Genomic DNA, 25,755 nt, shown 5'->3' on the forward strand with positions numbered 1-25,755 from the left:
TAGAATTTAAATCTTTTCAAAGGTCAAAAGATCTACGCTGCCATCACCGCCGCTCACGTGTCTCAATTCTATCTTTGAAGGGGTTTTCGAAATGATTTGCCAGTCTTCTGTTATTTCTTCAAAAGGGCTGTCGTCGGGAGCCGCCGGGAAAGTAATCCACAGTTTGTTTAGGCTGTCATCATTTCCAGTTGACCAGGTTCCCGTTTGAGTAGTGCCTCCATTTACTGCAACCAAAGTACCGTTGGTGTTAAATGTAAATGCGTAACCTGAAAAATGATTTGTCTGATTTGAATTGTCTTCCTGAAAAAGTGTAACTCTCCAAGAACCTTCTACAACAATGCCAGAGGTTCCACCATTGTTGTTATTATTGCTGTTGTCATCATCATCGCTGCCAAAGCAGGAAACAAGGGAAAAGCTAAGCATCAGGCCCAGCAAAACCATGAGGTAAGAATTTTTTTTCATAAAATGATTAGTGATTTTCTAGGATAACGAATAACTGATTTATTTATTATGTAAGTCAAATTGGTATAAATATTGAGCACGTCGATGTTAAAAAACTAAGAAATATGAAAAATCAAATCTTAATGCTTGCTGTTGCTGGTTTTGTCTTATTCAGCTGCGAAACAAAGAAAGAAGAATCTGTAATTAATCCAGATGAAAAACAAGTAGTAGACGAGCACAATGCTAAAAATTCATTGGATATTTTAGGGACTTATAAAGGAATCTTACCTTGTGCAGATTGTGAAGGAATCGAAACTGAAATTACTTTATCTAAAGATGAGACTTACACCAAGAAAATGAAATATCTAGGCAAAGATGAAAAAGTATTTGAAGAAATGGGAGATTATACCTGGAAAGAAGATGGGAATACTTTGGTCTTGGAGAATATCAATTCAGATATAGTAGAGTATTTTGTTTCTGAGAATTCGCTTACGCAATTGGACATGGAAGGGAATAAAATAACAGGAGATTTATCAGGAAAATATATCCTTAACAAGTGAAAATAATTTTTGGCATGAAGTTTGTTACTGAATAAATAGATTTAGTAAAATAAATTGTCCTCATGTGTTAATTAAGATAAAAAGCCTGGTTTCTCGACTAGGCTTTTTTTCGTTTATCTTAATTCCTAGTCAATTATTTCATAAAAGACTCTGCTTTTTCTACCATATTTTTGGAGCCGCAGAAAAATGGAACACGTTGGTGAAGTTCTGTCGGTTGGATGTCCATGATTCTTTCAAAACCATTAGTAGCTTTTCCGCCGGCTTGTTCTGCCAAAAATGCCATTGGATTACATTCATACAGCAAACGCAGTTTCCCGTTCGGATTTTTGGTTCCTGATGGATAAATATAAATTCCACCTTTCAGCATATTTCTATGAAAATCAGCGCACAACGAACCAATGTATCTCGAAGTGTAAGGTCTGTCACCTTCTTCTTCCTGACAATATTTTATATAATCTTTTACACCTTTTGGGAAAAGTGCGTAATTTCCTTCATTAACAGAATAAATTTTTCCGTCTTCAGGAATCTTCACATTCGGATGAGAAAGATAAAAAGTTCCAATCGAAGGATTGAGTGTGAATCCATTTACACCATTTCCAGTGGTATAAATCAACATGGTTGAGCTTCCGTAAATCACATATCCGGCAGCTATCTGCTGATTTCCGGGCTGAAGAAAATCTTCCAACTGTACAGGTGTTCCTTCCGGTGTAACCCTTCTGTAAATAGAAAAAATTGTTCCTACAGAAACATTTACATCAATATTTGAAGAACCATCTAAAGGGTCAATCAAAACCACATATTTACTTTTTTCAGAATTCTGATGATTTTCAATTCGTATGAAATCATCGTTTTCTTCAGAAGCGATTCCACAAACCACCTCGCGTTGTGAAAGGGTTTTGATGAATGCTTCATTAGCAAACACATCTAATTTCTGCTGTTCCTCACCCTGAATGTTTTCACTCCCAAATGCACCCAATATTTCGGTAAGCCCCGCTTGGTTTACTTTATGGTTCACGATTTTGGTTGCGAGTTTGATTGAGCTTAGCAATCGGGTTAATTCACCAGATGAATACTTGAAATCTTTTTGGTTTTCGATGATAAATTCACCTAATGTTTGTCCGGATTCTGCTTTCATGTTGTTTTGGTTTTACGTGCGGCAAATATCGTTAAATTTATAGTACAATCACATTTTTACGAAATCGTTTTCGTAATGAATTTGGAATTAAAATCAATTAAACAATTAAAAATGTATTTCTAAATTGCGCACACAATTTTAAAATTTGAAAAAAATAATTTTTATATCCTGTTTTGTCATATCATTTTTAAGCAAAGCGCAGGAAGATAGCTTGTCTGTAAAATTGGATAGTATCATAGTAGATTCATCACAAATTCAACAAGTTCAAACGAAGAAAAATCCTATTTGGAAAAACCTGAAGTATGATGCTTCCAATATGGCGGGTGGTTTTTTGAATGCTTATACTCAGCCTACACGATGGCAAAAAGATGATTACATAAAACTCGGCGCAACCGCCGCGGGAATTACCTTATTGTATTTTGTAGATGAGGAAATCAACAATTATTTCCATAAACAAGAGCCCGATGTACCTGGTGTCATCAAAGATTTCGGGTGGTATTTCGGAAGTCCGCAAAATAATTATGGAATTACAGGAGCCGTTTATCTTTTTGGGCTTTTTACAAATAACGAAAATATACGGCAAACGGGTGTTTTGATGATTACTTCTGCAAGCGCTGCAGGTCTCATTCAACAGGTTTCAAAATCTTTGGCTGGAAGAGCAAGGCCTAATTCTGGATTGGGGCATGACCATTTCAAACCATTGGGTGGTTCGGCGGAATATCGTTCGTTTCCTTCGGGACATACAGTACTTTCTGTGACGACGATGTATGCTTTGTCTAAACAATTTGAAAATCCTTGGGTAAAGGCAGGTTTCTGGACAGTAGGGATGATTGCTCCCGTTTCCCGATTGTGGGAAGGAGCGCATTGGTTTACGGATATCGCGTTGAGTACAGCCTTAAGTGTGGCAATCGTAGAGGGGGTAGATAATTACCTGAAAAGAAATCAGAAATATAACTATTCAGAATTTAAATCCAAAAAACAAATCAATTGGAAATTGGTTGCCGGCCCTTCGCAGTTTGGTATTATCGGTGTTTTTTGAATGAAATAAAAAATTAATGACAGATTTTCAAATTCAAAAAACTCTTAACATGGTTCTGATTTTAAACTTTGTTTCCTGGGAAAGATTATTTTGTGTTTTTAAATTTTTATTTTTTTAAACTCCTTTCAATCATTCATCTCTTTACTGATTAGTAGAGAGGTTTTTACTTTACAATTATTTAACTAAAATAGTCTATAAATTTGGTAGAAAGTACTAACTTTGCAGACTCATTTAAAAATTGAACAAAATGAAAAAATTATTTACAACTTTAACTGTTCTTGCAGCTCTTTCTTTGTCTGCACAGAATTTATTGACAAACCCAAGCTTTGAAAGCGATTTCACAGGTTGGGCTTCAGGTCCTGCCGCATCTTATACTGCTCCTACAGTAGTTACAGGTGGTGCTCAAGACGGAAACAAAAGTGTTGCTTACAATTCTCCAAGTGCTACTACAGGATTTTTCCAAAATGTACCTGTAACTTCGGGAGAATCTTACACTATTTCTTTCTGGTACAAAGCTTCAGGTGACGATTCTGATGCAAGATTGTGGAGTATCTTCAAAGATGCTGCTGGAACACCGGTTTACACTACTGAGGCTACAACAGAAGACCCATTCAGAACAAATGACGGATACCTTCCAACTACATCAGCTTGGACATTCCACACAGCTACTATGCCTGCAGGTCCTGGCGCTACTAATTTAGATGTAGCTTTCAGAGCTTATACTGGTGGTACTGCTTCATTTGATAACGTTTTGGCTTATACAGGAACGATGTCTGTAGGTGATGTAAATAACTTCGCAAACGGAGTTAAAATGAACACAGTAGTTACAAACAAATTGACTCTTCAATTGCCTGAGCGTGCAACTGTAGATATCTACACAATCGAAGGAAAATTGGTTTCTTCTAACCGTGTTGATAACAACGGAAGCGTTGATACAAACTCTTTAGCTAAAGGAGTTTATGTAGTAAAAGTTTCTAACGGATACGCTACAACGACTCAAAAAATCGTTAAAAAATAATTCTTTTTAGAATTTAAAATTATAAATCCCGTTCTAACTGAACGGGATTTTTTATGGAATTAATTTTAATTTGGATTAATTTAAATTCTAAACTTTCTTAAATCAATTTTGATTCATTGACCAGAGTTAAGATTAAATTATTTCAAGCTAGTGTGAAATCGTAGAACGTCTTTTCTTGATTAATCTATCCAAAGAATACCTTCCCGGACCTATTAACAACAAAGCAAAATAAATAGCAAGATACATCAATGCTAATTCCTTGTCACCAAAAGCATCATTGAGATGTACAACAAACCCTGCATAAACCATCGTGAAAATCAAAGGAATCAAAGCATAACGTGTCATCAGCCCTAAAATAATCAAAATCGAACATATCGCTTCTGCAAAAACAACCAATGCCAAAGTAGCTGTAGAACCTATCCCAAAAGGATCGGCGAATTCTATTTTTTCATCAGAAAAGAATTTGAGAAACTTTCCTCCGCCGTGCTGGTAAAGCATAAAACCTCCGCCCACCAAGCGTAAAATCAGGCTTGCAAGGTTCAAATTGGTTATAGATGTTCCGGACGAAAAGAAATTTCCTTTTTTCATATTTTACCCTTTAGGCAGGATAAAGGTATAAATTTATTCGGAATCAATCTAAATCACATTCTAGTTTTCGAGGAAAGCAATGGTTTTTTGGAAGAATTCTTGCGGATTTTCAGCGTGAACCCAATGTCCTGAATTCGATACAGTTTGGATTTCCGCTTGCGGAAAATGCTTACGAATCAAATCAAAATCTGCATCCAAAACATAATCTGATTTTGAACCACGCAAAAACAAAGTCGGCTTGTCAAAAATACCATTGGATAAATTTCCTCCAACCATTCCATCATAAGAATCGGTCAGTGTCTTAAGATTGAAACGGAAAGCATATTTCCCATTTTCAGCATGGTAAACATTTTTCAAAAGAAACTGACGCGTACCTATATCTGGGATATATTGTTTCAAAATTTCTTCCACGTCAGAACGTTTTTCAATTTTATCAAAATCAATTGAATTCAAAGCTTTGATGATTCCCTGATGATGTGGCGGATAAGCCTTTGGAGCCATGTCTGCAACGATCAATTTGTCGATGTTTTTAGGATGTTTGTAAGAAAATTCAATTACGGAGCGCCCACCTAAAGAGTGTCCGAGCAAATAACAGGATTCAATTTGATGATGATTTAAATAATTCAAAATATCATCGGACATCGCATCAAAACTCATGTCATCCGAATGAAAACTTCTCCCATGATTTCTCAAATCTATGGCATGAACGGTATAAAATTCCGCAAACTGTTTTGAAAGCGTTGCGAAATTGTCCGATTGACCAAACAATCCATGAAGTATCAATAAATGTTTCGGTTTGTCACCCGTTATTTTGCTGTGGAGAATTTCAGTCATCTATTAAATTTATTAGCCATCTCAATCCTCTTTAAATAAGCCTGAATCGTATTTTCAAATCCCATGTAAATCGATTCCGAAATCAAAGCATGACCGATGGAGACTTCATCAATTTCTGGAATTTGTTCGATGAAATATTGCAGATTATCCAGACTCAAATCATGTCCGGCATTCAATTTCAATCCGTTTTTCAGAGCTTCATCCGTCGTTTCGCGGTAAGGATAGATTCCGTTTAAATTTCCTTTTGCATACTCAACCGCAAAACTTTCCGTGTACAGTTCAATTCGGTCAGTACCTGTTTTCGCAGCGGCTTCCACCAATTTTGGATTTGGATCTAAAAAAATAGAAGTTCTGATGCCATTTCGTTTGAATTCGGAAATAATTTCAGTCAAATAATCCAGATGTTTAATCGTATCCCAACCCGCATTGGAAGTAATCGCATCGTCCGAATCAGGAACCAAAGTCACTTGCTCAGGTTTCACTTCCAAAACCATTTTCATGAAACTTTCCACCGGTTTTCCTTCGATGTTAAATTCAGTTTTTACGACTTTTTTTAAATCATAAACATCCTGGTAACGAATGTGTCTTTCGTCCGGTCTTGGATGCACGGTAATTCCCTGCGCACCAAATTCTTCCGCTTTTATAGCGGCTTCTGCGACATTCGGAGTATTCCCGCCACGCGCATTTCTGAGCGTTGCAATTTTATTGATGTTTACACTAAGTTTAGTCATGATGTTGAATTACAAATGGTTGTGATATTTCTAAATCAAATTCTTTGGAAGCACTTATCAAATGGTCAAATATATCAGATTGAATTCGTTCAAACTCAATCATATCCGATGAACTTGCAAAACAGCTGATTTCCAAAGGCAAACCTTGTGAAGTTAATTCCAATTGGCGGACAACGATTTTATCACTTTTTGAAATATCGTTTCGGTTCGAAAGATAATTTTCTGCATATTTCCTGAAAACACCGATGTTCGTCAGTTGTCTTCCGTTGATTACATAATCTTTGTTGGTAATATTTTTATTGCTTTCCTTTAATTCTTCTTCTTTCAATTGAATATAAGCGCTGATTAAGTCAATTTTTTTGAAACGGCTCAACATTTCTTCATCACAAAAAGAAAAAGAATTTACATTAAATACAATCGGACGTTTTATTCTACGTGTATTGGTCGCGGTCATCCATGAGTGATTTGTAACTTCTGAAGCAATCAAATCGTAAGTAGGAACCGTAGAAACTGTTTTGTCAAAATTCTCAATTTTAGTTACAGCAAGGTTAATTTCCTTTACAATTCCCTGAATACTGTATTTGGAAACTGAAATCCAATCGCCTACTTTTATACTTTTTGAAGAAGCAATCTGCAATCCTGAAACAAACCCTAAAATCGAATCCCGGAATATCAATAAAACCACCGCAGTCAAAGCTCCTAATACAGTAAGTATCTGTCCGATTTTTACGTCTATCAATGTTGCGATAAACGTCAATATCCCAAAGAAAGCAACAAATATTTTGATCATCTGACCAAAAGTCCTTACCCCAACCGTTGTGTGACTGGCTTCTGCATCATTGATATCGATAATGGCATCAATAACTCTGAAAAGGAATCGAAGAATTAAAACAATAATAATTAAGTTGATAAACTTGTCTGCAAATTCGTCAAAGCCATGGTAACGCTGAAAAACATACGGATTGATGCTGATCAAGATGTTCAATGGAATGAAATGAATGAGTGACCGAAATACTTTATGGGTATAAAACTTTTTAATCCAAGTAAATTTCGAATGCTTTGCAATCAATCCGAAAATTCCACCAAAAATCTTTTGCAGAAGAAAATCCAGTAGCAGCAAAGCAGCTATCCAAACAAATACTTCAATAAAAGGCAAAAATGCTTTGTTTAAAGTATCGCCAAAAATTTCCCTGATCTGCCTTCTGACAACTTTTGCCATTTCAGTGAGAAATTTGTTGGAATATAAATTGGGCGCTTTATCAAACACAGATTTTATTTTTTGCAAATTTAAATCAAACCTAATAATTATATGTTTAAAAATTCCCTAAAAAGCATTTACATTTACGTTGTGGAAGAAATTATCATCAAATCTTTATTTGCATTGGCGATGTTAGTAGGTATAGTCGGTGCAGTTTTGCCGGTTTTACCTGGGTCAACATTGGCATTCGGATCACTTTTACTGGCTAAAATTCTCAATTATTCAGAAATGAGCTGGTGGATTGTAGGTATTTTCGGTTTTTTTACAATTTTAGGAGTTGTGCTCGACTACATCATTCCGATTGCCACCACCAAAAAAATGGGCGGCAGCAAATACGGGATATGGGGTTTGATTATCGGGTTAATTGTCGGAATTGTATTTTCACCGTTCGGGCTTGTAAGCATCATTATTGCACCATTTTTAGGAGCATTCATTGGAGAATTAATCTATGACAGAGATAACTACAAACGAGCACTGAAAGCGGCATTGGGATCTGTTTTAGGTTATGGTTTAACCACAGTTTACAGTCTGGTACTTGCGATTGCAATTTTCGGGACTTTTTTCTTTACTGATCTGTTTGGATTAATTAAAGCCTCAATTTAAACATAAATATCATTTTGACCTTTCTGCAGTCGGACAGTCAAAGGAGAATTTCAAAACAACTCCATCGTTTTGATTCCTTTTTCCAATTCGAGTAAATATTTTTTTCGGTGCAGTCCTCCCGCATATCCCGTCAGGCTTCCGTCTTTTCCGATGACGCGATGGCATGGGATAATAATCGAAATTGGATTTTTTCCATTGGCACTTGCTGCGGCACGAATTGTTTTTTCATCTCCTAAATCTTGTGCCAATTTCAGATAAGAAATTGTTTTACCATATGGAATTTTCTGTAATTCGTTCCAAACTCTTGTTTGAAAATCAGTTCCTTTTGGTTTCAGCGGAACATCGAAAGTCCATTTTTTATGGTTGAAATAAGCATCAAACTGCTCATTTAATTGAATGAAATGTTGCGGTAATTCTTCCGAAACCTCAGGTTCATCTTCTTTGAAATAAATCGAATGAATAAAATCTTCATCTCCTTTGATTTCGAGCCAGCCAATTTCTGTGTAATATTTTCCGGTAAAATTCATCAATTCAAAAAGTTGTCGTATATTTGCAACGAATTTAAGGAGAAAAACCAATGAAGAGAGCCCATAGCTCTCTTTTTTATTCATTATGAATCAACAATTAGTAAAACAGTTAATAGACGAAGCAGTTGCCGAGAATCCTGAACTTTTTTTAGTAGAATGGAAAATCTCCGGCGACAATGCGATTGAGGTTCTGGTTGATGGAGACAAAGGTTTGTCAATCGATGAAATCGTTAGAATCAGTCGCCATGTAGAGCATAATCTGGACCGTGAAGAAGCAGATTTTTCACTGAATGTTTCATCTGCCGGAATAGGAAACCCACTGGCTTTACCGCGTCAATACCAGAAAAATATTGGCAGGATTTTGAAAGTTACTAAAACAGATGGCAGGAAAGAGATAGAAGGCGAATTAGTTTCAGCAGACGAGGAAAGCATCGTTTTGAAATGGACTGCACGTGAACCCAAACCGGTAGGGAAAGGGAAACACGATGTGGAAAAACAAGAGAAAATAAATTATACAGAAATAAAAAAAGCAATTGTAAAAATCACTTTTTAAACTATACGAAAATGGACAATATTGCATTGATCGAATCATTTGGTGATTTCAAAGATGAAAAAAACATAGACCGCATCACGCTCATGGCGATTTTAGAAGAATCTCTTCAAAGCGTTTTGAGAAAAAAATACGGCTCAGACGATAATTTCGATATTATCGTAAATCCTGACAAAGGAGATTTAGAAATTTGGCACAACCGAATTGTGGTTGAAGATGGAATGTCTGAAGACGACAGCGCGGAAATTGAATTATCAGAAGCCCGTAAAATCGAGCCGGATTTTGAAATAGGCGAACAGGTTTCTGAGTCAATAGCTTTGATGGATTTAGGTCGTAGAGCGGTTTTGGCGTTGCGACAGAATTTGGTAGCCAAAGTAATGGAACATGACAACGCGAATCTTTACGAAAGATTCAAAGACATGGAAGGGGAAATCGTTTCGGGTGAAATTCACCACATCCGTCACAAACACATTATTGTGATGGACGACGAACAAAACGAAATGATTTTGCCAAAAGAAAACCAGATTCCTTCTGATTATTTCAGAAAAGGAGAATCGGTTCGTGCAGTTGTTGACGAAGTAAAATTGAAAGGAATTAAACCTCAAATTATTTTATCAAGAACTTCACCTAAATTTTTGGAAAAATTATTTGAACAAGAAATCCCTGAAATCTTTGACGGAATCATTACTATTAAAGGTTCAGTTCGAATTCCAGGTGAAAAAGCAAAAGTTGCAGTTGAATCTTATGATGACAGAATCGATCCGGTTGGAGCCTGTGTCGGAATGAAAGGTTCAAGAATTCACTCCATCGTGCGTGAATTGAAAAACGAAAACATAGACGTAATTAATTATACAAGCAATCTTCAGTTGTACGTAACACGTGCTTTGAGTCCTGCAAAAATCTCACGAATTGAAATCGACGAGAAAAACAGTAAAGTAACCGTGTATGTAAAACCGGAAGAAGTTTCCAAAGCAATCGGAAAGGGCGGGCACAATGTGCGCTTGGCTGGAAAATTGTTAGGAATGGAAATTGACGTATTCCGTGATATACCACAAGACGAAGATGTTGAACTGGCAGAATTCTCTGATGAAATCGATGCGTGGGTAATCGAAGCCTTCCAAAAAATTGGATTGGATACAGCCCGAAGCATTTTGGAACAAGATGTAAATGACCTGATTTCACGTACCGATTTAGAAGAAGAAACCATCCAGGATGTCATCAGAATATTGAGAGAAGAATTTGAGGAATAATATAATACCTGTCACTAATTTTAGAATTAGTACATTTGCAAACTGAAAAATCCAAATCATTGTATGTCGGAAACGATAAGATTAAATAAAGTACTTAAAGAATTAAACATCTCCATCGATCGCGCAGTTGACTTTTTGAGCGAGAAAGGGGTTCAGGTTGAGCGTACGCCAAATACGAAAATCGACCAGGAAACCTATTCTGTTTTGATCAAAGAATTTCAATCCGATGCTAAGCAAAAAGCAGCATCAGAAGAAGTTGTCATCAATAAAATGCCAGATAGAAAACCTGAGCCGGTGAAAGAAGAGCCTGCTCCAAAACCAGTTGAGCCGGAAAAAATTACCGTGCCCAAAGTGGAATTGGAAGGTCCTAAAACCATTGGTAAAATTGATTTGGATCAATTCAATAAAAAACCGAAGCCTGCTGAGGCGGAAGTGAAAAAAGAAGTGGAAGCTCCAAAAGCTGAAGAGCCGAAAGCCGAAACGCCAAAAATTGAGACACCTAAAGTTGAAGTTCCGAAAGAAGAGCCAAAGCCTGAACCTATACCAGAGGTAAAGCCTGAACCAAAAGAAGAGCCAAAACCTGTGGTAGAAGTAGCGCCAACGCCAAAAATTGTTGAGCCTCCGAAGCAAGAAGAAACCAAAAAAGAGGAGCCGAAAAAGGAAGAACCTAAAAAGGAAGAGGTAAAACCTGCTGCTCAAACTCCTGAAGCTTCACAATCTACAGAGCCTGAAAAAATCAAAACCCAATACCAAAAATTGGATGGGCCTAATTTTACAGGGAAAAAATTAGATTTGTCTGAATTTGAAAAAGACAAAAAACTTGCTGAAGAACGCAAAGAAAAACAAAAGAAGGAAAACGAAAATAAAAAGAAACGCAAGAGAATCCGCAAGGATGTGAAGTTAGACGACAAACCTTCTGGCAACAATACAAATAATAACAATAATCAGAATTCCGGAAACAGACCTCCTTACAATCCAAACAGACCAAATCAAAACAGACCGGGTCAAGGTGGTGGTGGAAATAACAACAATCGCCCTCCGGTAAGAAGACAACCTGCGGAATTAACAGATGAACAAGTTTCAAAACAAATCAAAGAAACTTTAGAAAAACTTACCAATAAAGGAGTTAAATCCAAAGCCTCTAAACACAGACGTGACAAAAGAAAAGAACGTCGTGAATATGAAGCCTTGGAACAAGAAGCCATGGACATGGACAAAACTTTACACGTAACAGAATTTGTTACGGTAAATGAATTGGCCAGTTTGATGGATGTTGCGGTGACGGAAGTTATTTCTGCATGTATGTCATTGGGTATCATGGTGACCATGAATCAAAGATTAGAAGCAGATACCATTTTATTGGTAGCAGATGATTTTGGATTTGATGTTAAATTCAGCAATGTTGAGGAAGAAATTACCACAGAAGATGTAGTAGTAGATGCGCCGGAAGATTTGGTTCCGCGTGCACCGATCGTTACAGTAATGGGTCACGTTGACCATGGTAAAACTTCATTGTTGGACTACATCAGAAAGGCTAATGTAATTGCGGGTGAATCCGGAGGGATTACTCAGCACATCGGTGCCTACAATGTAGAATTACCGAACGGACAGAGAATTGCATTTTTAGATACACCGGGACACGAGGCATTTACCGCGATGCGTGCGAGAGGTGCGCAGGTTACCGACATGGCGATAATCGTAATTGCCGCAGACGACCAGGTGATGCCGCAAACACGCGAGGCAATCAGCCATGCGCAGGCAGCTGAAGTTCCGCTGATATTTGCAATTAATAAAATTGACAAACCGGGAGCAAATCCTGAAAAAGTAAAAGAACAATTAGCCCAAATGAATTTGTTGGTTGAAGATTGGGGAGGAACCATTCAGTCTCAAGACATTTCAGCCAAACAAGGTCTTCATGTAGAAGAACTTTTGGAGAAAATATTATTGGAAGCCGAAGTATTGGAACTGAAAGCCAATCCAAAAAGATTAGCAATCGGAACAGTTGTCGAAGCTGCTTTGGATAAAGGGAGAGGATACGTTTCAACCATCATTGTACAAAACGGAACGCTTAGAGTAGGAGACTATGTAGTAGCCGGAAGCAATCATGGAAAAGTACGTGCGATGTTGGACGAAAGAGGAAATCAGGTGAAAGAAGCAGGTCCTTCTACACCGGTTACAATCTTAGGTTTGGACGGCGCACCGACTGCAGGTGATAAGTTCAGAGTATTTGAAGACGAAAGGGAAGCAAAACAAATTGCAACCAAACGTGAGCAATTACAAAGAGAGCAGACAATCCGTACGCAGAAGCACATTACGTTGGATGAAATCGGAAGACGTATTGCTTTAGGAGATTTCCAGGAATTGAACATTATATTGAAAGGAGACGTGGATGGTTCGGTAGAAGCATTGACAGATTCATTACAAAAATTATCGACGGAAGAAATTCACATCAACATTTTACATAAAGGAGTAGGTCCGATTACGGAATCCGATGTTTTGTTGGCGAGCGCTTCCGATGCGATTGTGATTGGATTCAACGTACGTCCGGGAACATCTGCCAAAGAAATCGCAGACCGCGAAGAAATCGAAATTAGAAACTACTCCATTATCTATGATGCCATCAATGATGTGAAAGAAGCAATGGAGGGAATGTTGTCACCTGAATTGAAAGAACAAATTACAGGAAACATCGAAATCCGAGAAACTTTCAAAGTTTCAAAAGTGGGAACGATTGCAGGTTGTATGGTTTTAGACGGAAAAGTAAGCCGAAATTCAAAAATCAGACTGATCAGAGATGGAGTTGTAATTCTAGATGGAGAATTGGCGAGTTTGAAACGATTCAAAGACGATGTGAAAGAAGTTTCAAAAGGATACGAATGTGGATTGAACATCAAAAACTATAATGACATTCAAGTAGGAGATATAATCGAAGCTTACGAAACAGTAGAAGTCAAAAAGAAATTAAAGTAAAGTACAATTCTATATTAAATAAAAAAAGTGATAGGTTTTTAAAATCTATCACTTTTTTTGCAAAATAAATAAATGGATATAAAGACAAATTCTATTTATATTTGAATTACTTAAAATTTAAATAAAAACTCATGAAAACAATATTTGCTTTTTTAAGCTTAGTGACTTTACAATTTGTATATTCTCAAAGGATACATAGCGAACGCATTAATACTGGTTTTAATAAAAATGGTTCAATTGAATTAAAGGCACCGACCAAAGGAGAGTTAGAAGGATCAATGTATATTTATGAGGAATTTTCAGCAATAAAAGCAGGAGGAGAACTTCAGGTTTTCTTAGGGAGATACAATGCTTTTAAAGATAAGATGGAATTTAAAGATAAAGATAAAATTTATGAATACTACCCAAGTGTAGGTGATAAAGATATTCTTATTATAAATTTAAACAAAACTTACGTTTACGTTAATTATTATATAGATGACAAAAAGGATGAAAATGGTTATTTAGTAAAGTTACAGTCCGGAGATAATGTTGTTTTATATAAAAAAGAAAAAATAAAATTCAAGGAAGGGCGGGTTTCACAAACAGGATATGACAAGACAGTGCCAGATAAGTATATTAAGGCAAATGATGTTTTTTATATAAAAGTAAATGATGGCAATATTGTGAAATTGCCAAATTCAAAAAAAGAATTTGCTAAAATGTTTGGAGAAAAGGAAAAAGATATTCTAAAATTCATAAAAGATAATTCATATTCATTAAATGAAGAGGCACATATAAATCAAATACTTTTTTTTATAAATAAATAATTTTACAAAACACTAAATTATCTATAACCTCCATATATTTTAATGCTCAATTTTTAAGAAATAAATTAGGTTTTCTTAATAAAATGTTACAATTTTGTGATGATAATGTTATAAAAATTTAAGTATGAGGACAAAAAATGCATTTTTAAGTGCACTATTCCTGCTCATAGGGCAGGTCTTATTTGCCCAAGTCACTGGTGTTGTGAAGGATGGGGATGATTTTCCTGTTTCTGGAGCAGAAGTAACCGTGATGGGTAGTAATGCTTCAACCGTAACTTCAGAAAACGGTAGTTTTTCTATTGATGCGAAAGTTGGAGATGTTTTAGTTATTGTTGATGACATGGGTACATCGCAAGATTTTAAAGTTTCTAAAAATAATTTAGGCACATTAAAATTGGGATCAGCGGTTGAATTAACTACTGTAACCTTACTTGGAGGTATTAAAATGGATGCAGCTCAAAAAGTAGGAGCCTATGATGTAGTTTCAAGAGAACATTTTGAGTCTACACCTTATTCATCTGTTGATGATGTGTTAAATGGACGCGTTGCCGGTCTTACATTCTCTTCTGCGAGTGGAGATCCAGGTTCGTCTAACATGGTAATTATTCGTGGAGTAAGTTCATTAGTAGGATCTCCCAATCCACTTTATGTGATTGATGGAGTCGTTGTAGGTAAGGGAGCGGATAATGCTGCTATGATGGAATCATGGAATCCTTTGTCGGCATTAGATCCTAATGCGATAGAGTCTGTTCATGTGTTGAAAGATGCTTCTGCCACTGCCTTGTATGGTTCAAGAGGGGCTAACGGAGTTATTATTGTTAAGACAAAACAAGGAAAGTTTAACCAAAAAACAAGATTCAATTTTTCTTCGGAAATGGCAATTCAGGACAGAGCCTTTGAGAAAATGACGTTGATGAATGGTGATGAATACATAAAATACGGAGGTATGTTAATGTGGAACTCACAGGGAGGTAACGGCTTACCTGGAAGCACTACTTTCTCTACACTTGAGGATGCTACAAATTATTTTTTAAATACATATGAGCCTCAATATACAGCTGGAGACCCTTTCACAGATTGGACAGATGCTGTAACGCGTAATCTTGCAATAGTAAAAACCTATAGTTTTTCTGCAGCGGGAGGAGGTGAAAATACATCATATAGATTAGGAGGATCTTATTATGAAAATAAGCCGTGGGTTAGAGATGCAGGATTTAACAGAATAAGCTTAAATTCAGCAATTGAGCACAAAGCCTCAGATAAATTAAGATTTAGTGCCAATGTCAATTATAGTAATATTGACAGAGATACCTATGCTGGAGGAAGAGCATCTGCAAATCCAGTTAACTCCGCCATCATGTTGTCGCCATTAAGACAGATTTATAATGCGGATGGAACTTATAATCAAGATCTAGGTAACTTAGGTACAAATGATTATACTCCTGGATTTAATCCTGTAGGTGTTCAAGACGGTACTATAGAAAAAGCTAGAATAAATACAGTTATCGGATCCATAACTGCTGATTGGGAGTTTGCTAAAAATTTGAATTTTAATTCACTTTATGGTGCACAATATCAGTGGATGAAAGAATCACAATTAGTTGCTAGCTACATTCCATATTTTGTTTTATCAATTGATGATAAAGGATTCTACCAGGATAACAGAACCCAAATGTTGGATTGGAACTGGTCAAATACGGTTAGCTATACAAATAAATTTGCAGACAAACATGACTTACAAGTTTATTTAGGAATGGAATACCAAGATCATATGTATGATCAACTTAGTGCTTTTACATATGGGATGAACGAATTTAAACCTTATTTTCGTTTTACGGATGAAGAAATCTTCGTAGGTAATACTGACTTTCGTTGGACTCAGATTTCATATTTCTCACGTTTGAATTATAGCTTTGAAAATAAATATACATTTTCAGGACAATTCAGAAGAGATGGTAACTCTACTTTAGGTTCAAGAGAAAAATTTGGAAATTTTTGGTCTTTAGGTGCTGCCTGGAATTTGCATAATGAAGAGTTTATGTCTGATGCTATTTCTACATTAACTCTTAGAGGAAGTTATGGGGTATTAGGAAATATACCATATGCTGACCAATGGGGTGGGCAATGGGATGCTTTAGCATTATTAGGATACAATAATACAAATACTTGGGGTGGTAATACCGGTATTGGAGCTATCAATAATCCCGGCAACTCTTCTTTGGTTTGGGAAGAATCTAAACACTTGGATATTGGTCTTGACTTAGGTTTTTTCAATAATCGTTTAAAATTAACCCTTGATTATTATGACAAAATGACTGACTTGGCAATTTTTGGTGTTACACCTGCTGTAGAGTCCGGTTTCTTAGGCGATTATAACGGAAATGCAGCTACATTGAGTAACAAAGGATTTGAACTATCTTTAGATGCTTCTATTATCAATAATGAAAATTTCAAATGGTTTTTGAACTTAAACGGATCATTTCAAGAAACTTTTGTTGATAAGCTTTATCAAGACTTAGTAACTTTTGGTTCTGACGATCCGGGAGCTGGGGATAACGAATTGGTAGCGTTGGCTCCTGGACATTTACTAGGAGAATATTATACTATATTGTATGGTGGTGTAGATGAAAATGGTGCTGCATGGTATTGGACAGATGGTACTAAAACAGAAACAACAACAGACAAAACTTTAGCAGAAAAAGCTTGGTTTGGCAAAAATGCTTTTCCAAGATATATGGCTGCAATTAGTTCAGATTTTTCTTACAAAAATGTATCTTTAAGCTTTATGTTCTCAGGTCAGTTTGATTTTTATGTACAGAATGCAGTTCATTCTTATACAATTCATGATGGTAGATTCCCAACACGTAATCAGATTACTGATGCGTTGTATGATAGCTGGACAACTGCTCCGGGGATGGAAAATACTGACGCATCAAATCCAATGGCTACTTTGGGGAATCTTAGTGAATCGCGTTTAGAATCATCAAGATTTTTGAAAAAAGGAGACCATATTAGATTGAAGGATTTAAAAATAGCATATTCTTTTGGAGACTTATTCAAAAGTAGTACTGGTTTAAATAATTTGTCAATCTATTTCAGAGGTACAAACTTATGGACATATGCATTTGACAAAGATCTGAATTTTGATCCTGAATCAAACTCAAACTCATGGTCTTGGATTGGTAAAGGAAGATACTGGTATTCTGCACCTGTTTTAAGAACCTATTCATTAGGTGTACAAATTGATTTTTAATTTTTTATTATGAAAAAGTTTTTAATAATATTACTTGCTCTATTTGCAACTCAGATTATGACATCATGCTCTGAAGACGAATTAGACATTAAGCCTGAGTATCTAGATAATCTAGATACGATTGATACCGAGGAAAAATTGCAAATGTTTTTAAACGGTGCATATTTAAGTATAACAAACGTTCAAGCTTACGGAGCAGAAGCACTGATGTTTGGTGATTTGTTGTCAGACCAAATGTTTTCAAGTTCATATCTGAATACAGCCAATTTTTCTTATAATGAATTAGTAAATGACTTTAGTACTTATGGTCATATGTATGCTGCAATACTGAGATGTAATTTAGTGATAAATAATGATTTAGTAGATGATTCTGAGAATGTTAGTAGAATAAAAGCTGAAGCTAAAATTCTAAGAGCATTTGCTTATTTTCATTTAATTAGCACATATTCTGCTACTCCAACTTCAGGACTAAATCAGGAATACGGTGTGCCGATAGTTTTAGGAGATTTTGATATTACAATTCAGCCGGCCAGATCAACAGTAGCTGAGGTTTATGATCAAATTATTTCAGATTTACAAGCTGGTATTCAAGGTGCACACAGCGCGCCGGAGTATAAAAATTACTTGAGCCAAACTGCTGCTAAATTGATTTTATCTCGTGTTTATTTGACAAGAAGAGCCGCAGGTGATGCAGAACTTGCTTTGCAATACGCTACAGAAGTTGTAAATAGTTCACCATCAGTTTTTGCACCTATTTCTACTGTAAACGCTCCAATTTCTGGAGCAGATTATGTTGCGTATTTTAATGCTAACCTTAATGCTGTAACTGAAAATCGTCCAGAAACTATTTGGGAACTTGACTTAAATTTTAATAACAGCGCTTCTGCTGGGATTGGAGGTAATTTATCTTTGTCAAGTTATTATGAAAGAACAGGAACAAGAAGATCATTCTTATTTACACAAAGTTTTTTTGCTAGTTTTGGCGACAATGTTGGTGATGTAAGAAAAGGTCTTTTTACAGCTCAGGGGGTACCACCTACAGATAGCCCAACAGGGCTTTGGACGACTAAATGGACCCGGAATTCAGAATCAGGAAATTTTGTTAGAGATATTAAAATTTTAAGATTCGCTGAAGCTCAGTTAAATCGTATAGAAGCTCTTTATTTAACAGGTCAGACTGGTGTTGCCCTAACAGAATTGAATGATTTTGCAACATCTAGAGGAGGCTTAACTTACACAGGAAGTAATCTATTAAATGACATCCTTACTGAAAGATATAAGGAGTTTTTTGCAGAAGGACATAGATTCTATGATTTAAAGAGGTATAATTTACCAATAGTTAGAACTACTAACTGTAATACTTGTGAGTTACCTGCAAATGATTTAAGATTTGTTTTCCCTATGGATGAAGGAGTTTTAAATCAAAATAGTGCTTTGACTCAATATCCTGGATATTAATCATTTTTTAAATTTATTTAACCGTTTCATAATCTTTATGAAACGGTTTTTTTATTTAACATAGTTAAAAATTAACTTTTAAATTCTGGACGAAATTCTAAATAAACTTGGAATTCTTAATAAAATGTTACAATTTTGCGACGATAATGTTATAAAAAATAAAGTATGAGGACAAAATTTGCATTTTTAAGTGCACTTTTCCTGCTCTTAGTTGGGCAGGTAGTATTTGCCCAAGTTACGGGAATTGTACAGGATGGGGATGGATTTCCACTATCTGACGCAGAAGTAACTGTAAGAGGGGGAGATGCTTCGGCGATAACAAATGAAAAAGGAGCTTTTTCGATTGACGCCAAAGTGGGAGACGTTTTGGTTGTGGCAGATTTATTTGGAACAACTAAAGAGTTCAATGTTAGTAAAAATAATTTAGGAGTTCTTAAATTAGGCGAAGCTTTAGTATTAACTGAAGTTACTCTAGTTGGTGGTGTTAAACTAGATGCTGCGCAACGAATAGGAGCTAATACAGTTGTAGGAAGACAAGATTTTGAACTAGCACCAGTTTCTTCAGTAGATGAGGTATTAAACGGACGGGTAGCAGGTTTGTCATTCTCTACAAATAGTGGTCACCCAGGAGGTACTAACCTAATTACAATTCGAGGTGTGGGTTCCTTTGTGGGGACACCAAATCCATTATATGTAATTGATGGAGTAGTAGTGGGTAAAGGACAAGATGCTGCATCTATTATGGAATCCTTTAATCCGCTTTCAAGTATTGATCCTAATAGTATTGAAAATATCGCAGTATTAAAAGATGCTTCTGCGACTGCTTTGTATGGAGCAAGAGGAGCTAATGGGGTAATTGTAGTTACTACAAAAAGAGGTAAATACAATCAGAAAACAAGATTTAATTTATCATCAGACTTTGGTATTCAGAATATTGCCTTTGATGACCAAAAATGGATGACCTCTGAAGAATTTATTAAATGGGGTGGATTGACTTTATTCAATGCAAATCCAGGAAATTTTGAATCAATGCAAGCTGCAGTGGATCAATTTTCTTCAGACAGAGGATGGGATGGTACTACAAATACAGATTGGTTAGATGCCGTTACCAGAAATAATGCTTCAGTTAAAACATATAACTTTTCAGCAACAGGTGGATCTGAAAACACTTCTTTTAGAATTGGAGGTGCTTATACTGAAAACAGACCATTGTTAGTAAACAGTAAATTTGATAGATTTAGTTCAAATTTAGCAGTTGATCATAAAGTAAGTGATAAATTTAAATTAGGTGGTAACGTTAACTTTACTCACATTTCAACAACTGGTATTGACGATGGTGGAGCATTCAGAAACCCATTCTTAACAGTTTGGACTATTGCCCCGATATATCCAGTTTATAATGAATCTGGAGATTATAATCAAGACTTAGGTGCTCAAAGTGATTACAATCCGGTAGGACTTCAAAATGTGGATGAAATGAGCGCAAATATTAAAACATTTGTTTCTTCTATCAATGCTGAATTTCAATTTGCTAAAAATTTCTATGCTTATTCTATGTTTGGAACACAGTACCAAATCATTGACGAACTTCAGTTTTGGAGTAAACAGATGGGCGACGGTTTGAACTATGGTGGTAATGTCGTAAAGTCGAATACCCAAACTTTTGATTGGAACTGGAACAACTCCATTAGCTATAGAAATGTAATCAACGAAAAACATGATGTACAAGCCTTTGTAGGCGTTGAGTATCAGGAACATAAATATTTTAACTTAGGTGCGCAGGCATGGCAATTAGTTAGAGATATACCTTGGATAACTTTTGGTTCTCAGGATCAAGATCAGATTTTACCTGGTTTTGATGATTTCTTGGAATGGAAGCAGTATTCTTACTTTGCTAGAGGAAATTATATTTACGATAGCAAATATACATTGTCTGCAACAGTTAGAAATGATAATAACTCAACTTTAGGTAATGATAAGTCAGGATGGTTCTGGTCGGTAGGTGCCGGATGGGATGTGGCTAAAGAGAAATTTATGCCTTCATTCTTAGGTGAATTGACATTGAGAGCAAGTTATGGTGAAATTGGAAATGTTCCTTATGCTGATGGATGGGGGTCAATTTACAATCAATATACTTTAGTAGGAGCTGCTGGATATGGTGGTCAGCCTAGCTTAGATCTTATAAGAATAGGTGATCCTACTTTAATATGGGAAACCGCAGAACAGTTAAACCTTGGTTTAGATTTCAGATTAGCGAGCAATGTTTTTGGAGCTTCAGTAGATGTCTATAATAAAACTACATCTTCTGCAATCTACAATGCAAGTATTGCAAATACTACATATCCAGGTACTTCACAAAGAAATATTGGTGAAATTATTAATAAAGGAGTTGAGGTTGCATTTGATGCAAGACCAATCAACAAAGAATTCAAATGGATTTTAAATGGTAACTTTTCATATAACAAAGGTACAGTAGGTAATATGTTGAATCCTGATGAAATTCAAGTAAGTTCATTGCGAGGAATTCAAGAAGGAAGACTTTTTGCAGAGTATTATATGAGAGGTTGGGCAGGAGTTGATCCATTAACCGGAGCAGGTTTATACTTTACAGATGAAACTGAAACAGAAACAACAACAGATAGGGCATCAGCTTCACCTTATTTTCAAGGCACAACACCATTTCCGATGTATATGGCAGGTTTAAAAACAGAATTCATCTACAAAGGTTTTAGCTTGAGTGCATTTTTTACAGGTCAGTTTGAATTTTCTGTAATGAACAGATGGCAAAATTATGTAACCAATGATGGTGAGTACAATACATACAACCAAACTACAGACGTATTGTATGATAGCTGGACTCCTGAAAATCCAAATGCTTCAAATCCAATTCAGATTGCTGGAAACAGTTCACAGTCAAACTTATTCTCTACGAGACATTTGAGAGATGGTGACCATATCCGTTTGAAAGAGGCAAAAGTAGCTTATAGCTTTGGAGAGTTGTTCAAAAGATCTACCGGTGTAGATAACCTTACAGTTTATGTAAAAGGAACCAATCTTTGGTTATGGGTTTTTGATGAGGATTTAAATTTTGATCCCGAATCTAACACCAATGCTTTTGGGGGAGGATGGCAAGGTAAAGGTCAGTTTGATTATACAGCGCCAATTATGAGAACCATTTCATTAGGTGTATCTATTGATTTCTAAATTAAAAAAAAATGAAATTTTCAAGATTTATATTAAGTTTATTAGTATCTTCTGTTTTACTGAATTCATGTAAAGAAGACGAATTAGATATTTTACCAGTTTTACAAGATCCTTTGGAGACTGCGATAACGGATGAAACAAGTCTTCAGGCCATGTTGGTTGGAGGTTATGATCAAGCGAGTACTGCAAATATGTTCGGCGCAAACATTTTGATAAATGGAGATTTAATCTCTGATAATGTTTTTGTGAGTACTACCAATGATGGTTATTTTACGGGAGTAAATAACTTAGGTTTTTCACCTCAAACAGATTTAGGGCAATTGGGTGGTTTGTATAAAATGATTGTTTATGCCAACATTGTATTGAATCATCAATTGGAGGTAACTCCTGTTGTTGAAAACATTGAAGGGCAGGCTCATATGATGAGAGCGCTAGGACTATTTTATGCTTTGAACCTTTTTGCTTCTAATCCAACTTCTGGTCAGTACCAAGAATATGGAGTTCCTGTATATACGGGTCCATTTAATCCGTCTGAAACATATCCAAGAGCTACTGTAGCGGGAACTTATGATCAGATTATCTTAGATTTAGAGAAGGCGATTGCTAAAATGAACCAGAACATTAATTTGAATAAAGGTTATTTCAGTCCAACTGCAGCTAAATTTTTATTGTCAAAAGTTTATTTGACAAGAGGACAAGCTGGAGATTATCAATTGGCTTTGAATTATGCTGATCAAGTGATTAACAGTTCTCCAGGTGAATTTGGATTTGTTTCATCTGCAAATTATGTGACTTATTTCAATGGAGAGGTTGCTTTGAGTGAAAATCAACCTGAAACTATTTGGGAAATTAACTTTACAACAGGTGACAACTTACAGTTAAACTCTGCTATTTCTTCTTTTTACCACAGAACAGGTGCTCATGGAAGTTTGTTGTTCAGACAGGATTTTTATAATATGTTTGAGGCAGGGGATGTACGTAGAGGTTTATTCTCAACTGCTGGAGCTCCAGCATCTGATACACCATTAGGTGTTTGGACGACTAAATGGCCAAGAACTGTAGCACCAGAAGGGAACTATGCAATCAATGTTAAGGTTTTCAGAATGTCAGAGGCTGTATTGAACCGTATCGAGGCACTTTATCATTTAGGGCAAACAGGAACTGCATTGACTGAATTAAATGCTTTTGCTGCTACAAGAGGTGCAAGTCCTTATTCCGGAACAGATTTATTAGGCGATATTTTGACTGAAAGAAGAAAAGAATTCTTCGGAGAAGGTCAACGTTTTTATGATTTGAAAAGAAATAACTTAGGATTTGTAAAATCAACTAACTGTGGAGGAACTATATGTGATGTTCAAGCAAACAGTAGATACATGGTATTTCCTATGCCAGAAGTAGGGGAGATGTTATTAAATCCATTAATGACTCAACACCCATTGTGGCAATAATATTTATTAATATTAGTAATACTAAACCCACTCAATCGAGTGGGTTTTTTTATTCAATTAAAATTCAGTTAACTTTGTGGCAAATCAATTGTCGTTATATGAAGCAGCTGTTTGGGCTATTGTTTCTTTTAATATGCTTTTTCAATTTGGATGCACAAATCATTCAAAATAACCAAGACCAGAAAGCAGTTCAGGATTCCTTAAATGAATTCAGCAAACGTGAAGTTGCCAACGACAGCTTGGCGGTTCACAATCCTACTATTTTAGATTATAAATATTGGACGGAAAGAAATACCAAACCAGAGGTCATCGACACGGCTTTGACAATCGAAAGTTTGTACAATCAGAATTTCACCCAAAAAGACGTTTTTGGAAAGATGTTCTTTCCCAATTTCGGGCAGACATTTAATCCGTTAGAATACGAAGAATCCAACCCAAGGATTCAATTATTGCCAACCGGAAAATCGTTCAACTATATTTATGCAGAAGACGTGAAATACTACGATGTAAAAACACCGTCTACAGAATTCATTTATGAGAACGGATTGCGCGAAGGGCAATACCTTTCCACCACGTTTACGCACAACCTGACGCCTCAGTGGAATTATTCCGCACGTTACCGAGGACTTCGTTCAGTGGGTCGGTATGCGAACAGCTTGGCAGCAAATAATGCCTTTATTGCAACTCTTAGCCATCAATCTAAGAATGAAAGACTGAAAATCTGGACGCATTTCATGTCGCAAAATATAGACAACGAAGAAAACGGAGGGATTCAAAATCTCGACGAATTTGTGAAAGACGACAGTTTAGGAACCACGAACCGCCAGAATATATTAGTCAATTTAGACTATACTGACACCGAATTTGATTCAAGAAGATTTCATGTGGGTTCGAGTTATGGTTTCTTTGGGAAGGCAAAATCAGATTCGTTGTCCACAGGTTCGCCCTTGCGGATTAAAAATGTTTTTACCTACGAAAAACAAAAATATTTACACAAGGAAAATACAGCCGAAGATTATTACCAAAGCGCAGTATTTATAGGATTGGGAAGGAGAAATCTCAGAAGTTTTGAGACTTTACAAAATACTTCCACATTGGAATTTACCTGGGGCGAACGATTGCTTATCGAAGCCGGTTTCCGGTATGAAAATGTGAAACTATATTCACCCGATCCACTCACACAAGGGTTGGTCAATATTCCGCAACAAATGGAAGACCAGTTGATCGGTGGTATTGCGAAACTATATTTTGACTGGAATGAAAAAATTAAATTAAATGCCGATGCAGAATTCAAATCGGGAGAAATTTTTAAAAGCCAATACAACGTCAATGCAGTACTAGATATTCAGCCTATTGACGGTTACCATATCATCGGAGGTGCCTTGTTACAATCCGCTTATCCGTCTCTAAATGTGATTTACAATCAAAGTTTCTACAAAGATTTTAATTATTACAACATCGGATTTGACAATACCAATACGCAAAAACTATTCGGGAAAATTGATTTGGAGAAATTAAACACAGACGTCGAAGCCAGTTTGTATAATGTAGAAAAGTATGTGTATGTAGGCTCAGATTTCAGACCGCGACAATTGGACGGGAGCATTTCTCTTTTCCAGATCAAAGCCAATAATTTACTTACATACAAGAAATTCAATTTGAGAACCACCGTTCAATACCAAAAGGTAACCCAAAACGCAGCCTTCATGCCGTTGCCGGACTTGATTGCGAGAGCTTCTATTTACTGGCAGAGCAAAGTGTTTGACAATGCAGCAGAAGTCCAGATTGGTTTCAATGCCAATTATTTTACAGAATTTGAATCGAGAGAATTCTTCCCGGTCATCAACGAATTCATGCTGCAAAGAACCAACACAGAAACGGGCATTCAGAAAATCGGAGGATTCCCCATGTTAGACTTCTTCCTCAACATCAAAGTCGACCGTATGCGCATCTATCTGCGTGCCGACCATTTCAATACATTCTGGGGAGAAAACAATTATTACAGCGCACCCAATACACCTTTCCGCGATTTCAAAATCCAGATGGGAGTGAAGTGGTATTTGTTTACTTAATATTTGT

At 36.1% G+C, this 25,755-nt stretch carries 20 protein-coding genes; 13 read left to right on the forward strand and 7 right to left on the reverse strand.

Annotated elements, in window-relative coordinates; all coding sequences use genetic code 11:
- Positions 1-6 precede the first annotated feature (6 nt).
- On the reverse strand, positions 7-462 hold the full coding sequence (locus B8977_RS09905) for a hypothetical protein (RefSeq protein ID WP_245828518.1): 456 nt from the start codon (positions 460-462) through the stop codon (positions 7-9).
- Between the two features lie 104 nt (positions 463-566).
- On the opposite strand from B8977_RS09905, the gene B8977_RS09910 reads away from it, so the two are divergent.
- Positions 567-1,001, forward strand: a complete 435-nt coding sequence (locus B8977_RS09910; protein WP_084017558.1) for a copper resistance protein NlpE — start codon at positions 567-569, stop codon at positions 999-1,001.
- 133 nt (positions 1,002-1,134) lie between these two features.
- Here B8977_RS09910 and fbp read toward each other — a convergent pair whose 3' ends face one another.
- On the reverse strand, positions 1,135-2,136 hold the full coding sequence (fbp, locus tag B8977_RS09915) for a class 1 fructose-bisphosphatase (protein WP_084017559.1): 1,002 nt from the start codon (positions 2,134-2,136) through the stop codon (positions 1,135-1,137).
- A gap of 145 nt (positions 2,137-2,281) precedes the next feature.
- Here fbp and B8977_RS09920 point away from each other — a divergent pair, with 145 nt between their 5' ends.
- Together B8977_RS09920 and B8977_RS09925 are read left to right on the forward strand one after the other, a co-directional pair.
- Positions 2,282-3,175, forward strand: a complete 894-nt coding sequence (locus B8977_RS09920; protein WP_084017560.1) for a phosphatase PAP2 family protein — start codon at positions 2,282-2,284, stop codon at positions 3,173-3,175.
- A gap of 247 nt (positions 3,176-3,422) precedes the next feature.
- Positions 3,423-4,193: a T9SS type A sorting domain-containing protein gene (locus B8977_RS09925; protein ID WP_084017561.1), complete on the forward strand. Its 771-nt coding sequence runs from the start codon at positions 3,423-3,425 to the stop codon at positions 4,191-4,193.
- Positions 4,194-4,340: 147 nt separating this feature from the next.
- On the opposite strand, the gene B8977_RS09930 is transcribed toward B8977_RS09925, so the two are convergent.
- The 4 genes from B8977_RS09930 to B8977_RS09945 are packed head-to-tail and all read right to left on the reverse strand — an operon-like array spanning position 4,341 to position 7,565.
- Positions 4,341-4,781 carry a DoxX family protein gene (locus B8977_RS09930; RefSeq protein WP_084017562.1) on the reverse strand — a complete coding sequence of 147 codons (441 nt, stop codon included), beginning with the start codon at positions 4,779-4,781 and terminating at the stop codon, positions 4,341-4,343.
- Positions 4,782-4,841: 60 nt separating this feature from the next.
- On the reverse strand, positions 4,842-5,615 hold the full coding sequence (locus B8977_RS09935) for an alpha/beta fold hydrolase (RefSeq protein ID WP_084017563.1): 774 nt from the start codon (positions 5,613-5,615) through the stop codon (positions 4,842-4,844).
- Positions 5,612-6,346, reverse strand: coding sequence for a pyridoxine 5'-phosphate synthase (locus tag B8977_RS09940; protein WP_084017564.1), 735 nt, complete (start codon positions 6,344-6,346; stop codon positions 5,612-5,614). Before B8977_RS09940 ends, B8977_RS09935 begins: the two co-directional genes overlap by 4 nt.
- Positions 6,339-7,565 carry a mechanosensitive ion channel family protein gene (locus tag B8977_RS09945; RefSeq protein ID WP_143736441.1) on the reverse strand — a complete coding sequence of 409 codons (1,227 nt, stop codon included), beginning with the start codon at positions 7,563-7,565 and terminating at the stop codon, positions 6,339-6,341. The genes B8977_RS09940 and B8977_RS09945 overlap by 8 nt, the downstream gene beginning before the upstream one ends.
- Positions 7,566-7,655: 90 nt before the next feature.
- Here B8977_RS09945 and B8977_RS09950 point away from each other — a divergent pair, with 90 nt between their 5' ends.
- Positions 7,656-8,207, forward strand: coding sequence for a DUF456 domain-containing protein (locus B8977_RS09950; RefSeq protein ID WP_143736443.1), 552 nt, complete (start codon positions 7,656-7,658; stop codon positions 8,205-8,207).
- A 50-nt stretch (positions 8,208-8,257) separates the two neighbouring features.
- Here the strand turns inward: B8977_RS09950 and B8977_RS09955 are convergent, their stop codons facing one another.
- Positions 8,258-8,818: a methylated-DNA--[protein]-cysteine S-methyltransferase gene (locus B8977_RS09955; protein WP_245828520.1), complete on the reverse strand. Its 561-nt coding sequence runs from the start codon at positions 8,816-8,818 to the stop codon at positions 8,258-8,260.
- A 1-nt stretch (position 8,819) separates the two neighbouring features.
- Here B8977_RS09955 and rimP point away from each other — a divergent pair, with 1 nt between their 5' ends.
- From rimP to B8977_RS10000, 9 genes are all read left to right on the forward strand, one after another.
- The gene (gene rimP / locus B8977_RS09960) at positions 8,820-9,287 is read left to right on the forward strand and encodes a ribosome assembly cofactor RimP (RefSeq protein WP_084017566.1); all 468 of its coding nucleotides are present in this window, start codon (positions 8,820-8,822) and stop codon (positions 9,285-9,287) included.
- A gap of 11 nt (positions 9,288-9,298) precedes the next feature.
- Positions 9,299-10,534, forward strand: a complete 1,236-nt coding sequence (gene nusA, locus B8977_RS09965) for a transcription termination factor NusA (protein WP_084017567.1) — start codon at positions 9,299-9,301, stop codon at positions 10,532-10,534.
- A 63-nt stretch (positions 10,535-10,597) separates the two neighbouring features.
- Positions 10,598-13,504, forward strand: coding sequence for a translation initiation factor IF-2 (gene infB, locus B8977_RS09970; RefSeq protein WP_084017568.1), 2,907 nt, complete (start codon positions 10,598-10,600; stop codon positions 13,502-13,504).
- 131 nt (positions 13,505-13,635) lie between these two features.
- On the forward strand, positions 13,636-14,313 hold the full coding sequence (locus B8977_RS09975) for a hypothetical protein (protein WP_084017569.1): 678 nt from the start codon (positions 13,636-13,638) through the stop codon (positions 14,311-14,313).
- 124 nt (positions 14,314-14,437) lie between these two features.
- Positions 14,438-17,566: a SusC/RagA family TonB-linked outer membrane protein gene (locus B8977_RS09980; RefSeq protein ID WP_084017570.1), complete on the forward strand. Its 3,129-nt coding sequence runs from the start codon at positions 14,438-14,440 to the stop codon at positions 17,564-17,566.
- 9 nt (positions 17,567-17,575) lie between these two features.
- Positions 17,576-19,024: a RagB/SusD family nutrient uptake outer membrane protein gene (locus B8977_RS09985; protein WP_084017571.1), complete on the forward strand. Its 1,449-nt coding sequence runs from the start codon at positions 17,576-17,578 to the stop codon at positions 19,022-19,024.
- A gap of 165 nt (positions 19,025-19,189) precedes the next feature.
- Complete coding sequence (locus tag B8977_RS09990; RefSeq protein WP_084017572.1) at positions 19,190-22,228, forward strand: SusC/RagA family TonB-linked outer membrane protein; 3,039 nt, start codon at positions 19,190-19,192, stop codon at positions 22,226-22,228.
- Between the two features lie 11 nt (positions 22,229-22,239).
- A complete protein-coding gene (locus tag B8977_RS09995) occupies positions 22,240-23,676 on the forward strand; it encodes a RagB/SusD family nutrient uptake outer membrane protein (protein WP_084017573.1) in 1,437 nt (478 codons plus the stop codon).
- A 98-nt stretch (positions 23,677-23,774) separates the two neighbouring features.
- Positions 23,775-25,748 carry a putative porin gene (locus B8977_RS10000; protein WP_084017574.1) on the forward strand — a complete coding sequence of 658 codons (1,974 nt, stop codon included), beginning with the start codon at positions 23,775-23,777 and terminating at the stop codon, positions 25,746-25,748.
- Positions 25,749-25,755 lie beyond the last annotated feature (7 nt).

Source organism: Moheibacter sediminis (genome assembly GCF_900176425.1).
GTDB lineage: Bacteria > Bacteroidota > Bacteroidia > Flavobacteriales > Weeksellaceae > Moheibacter > Moheibacter sediminis.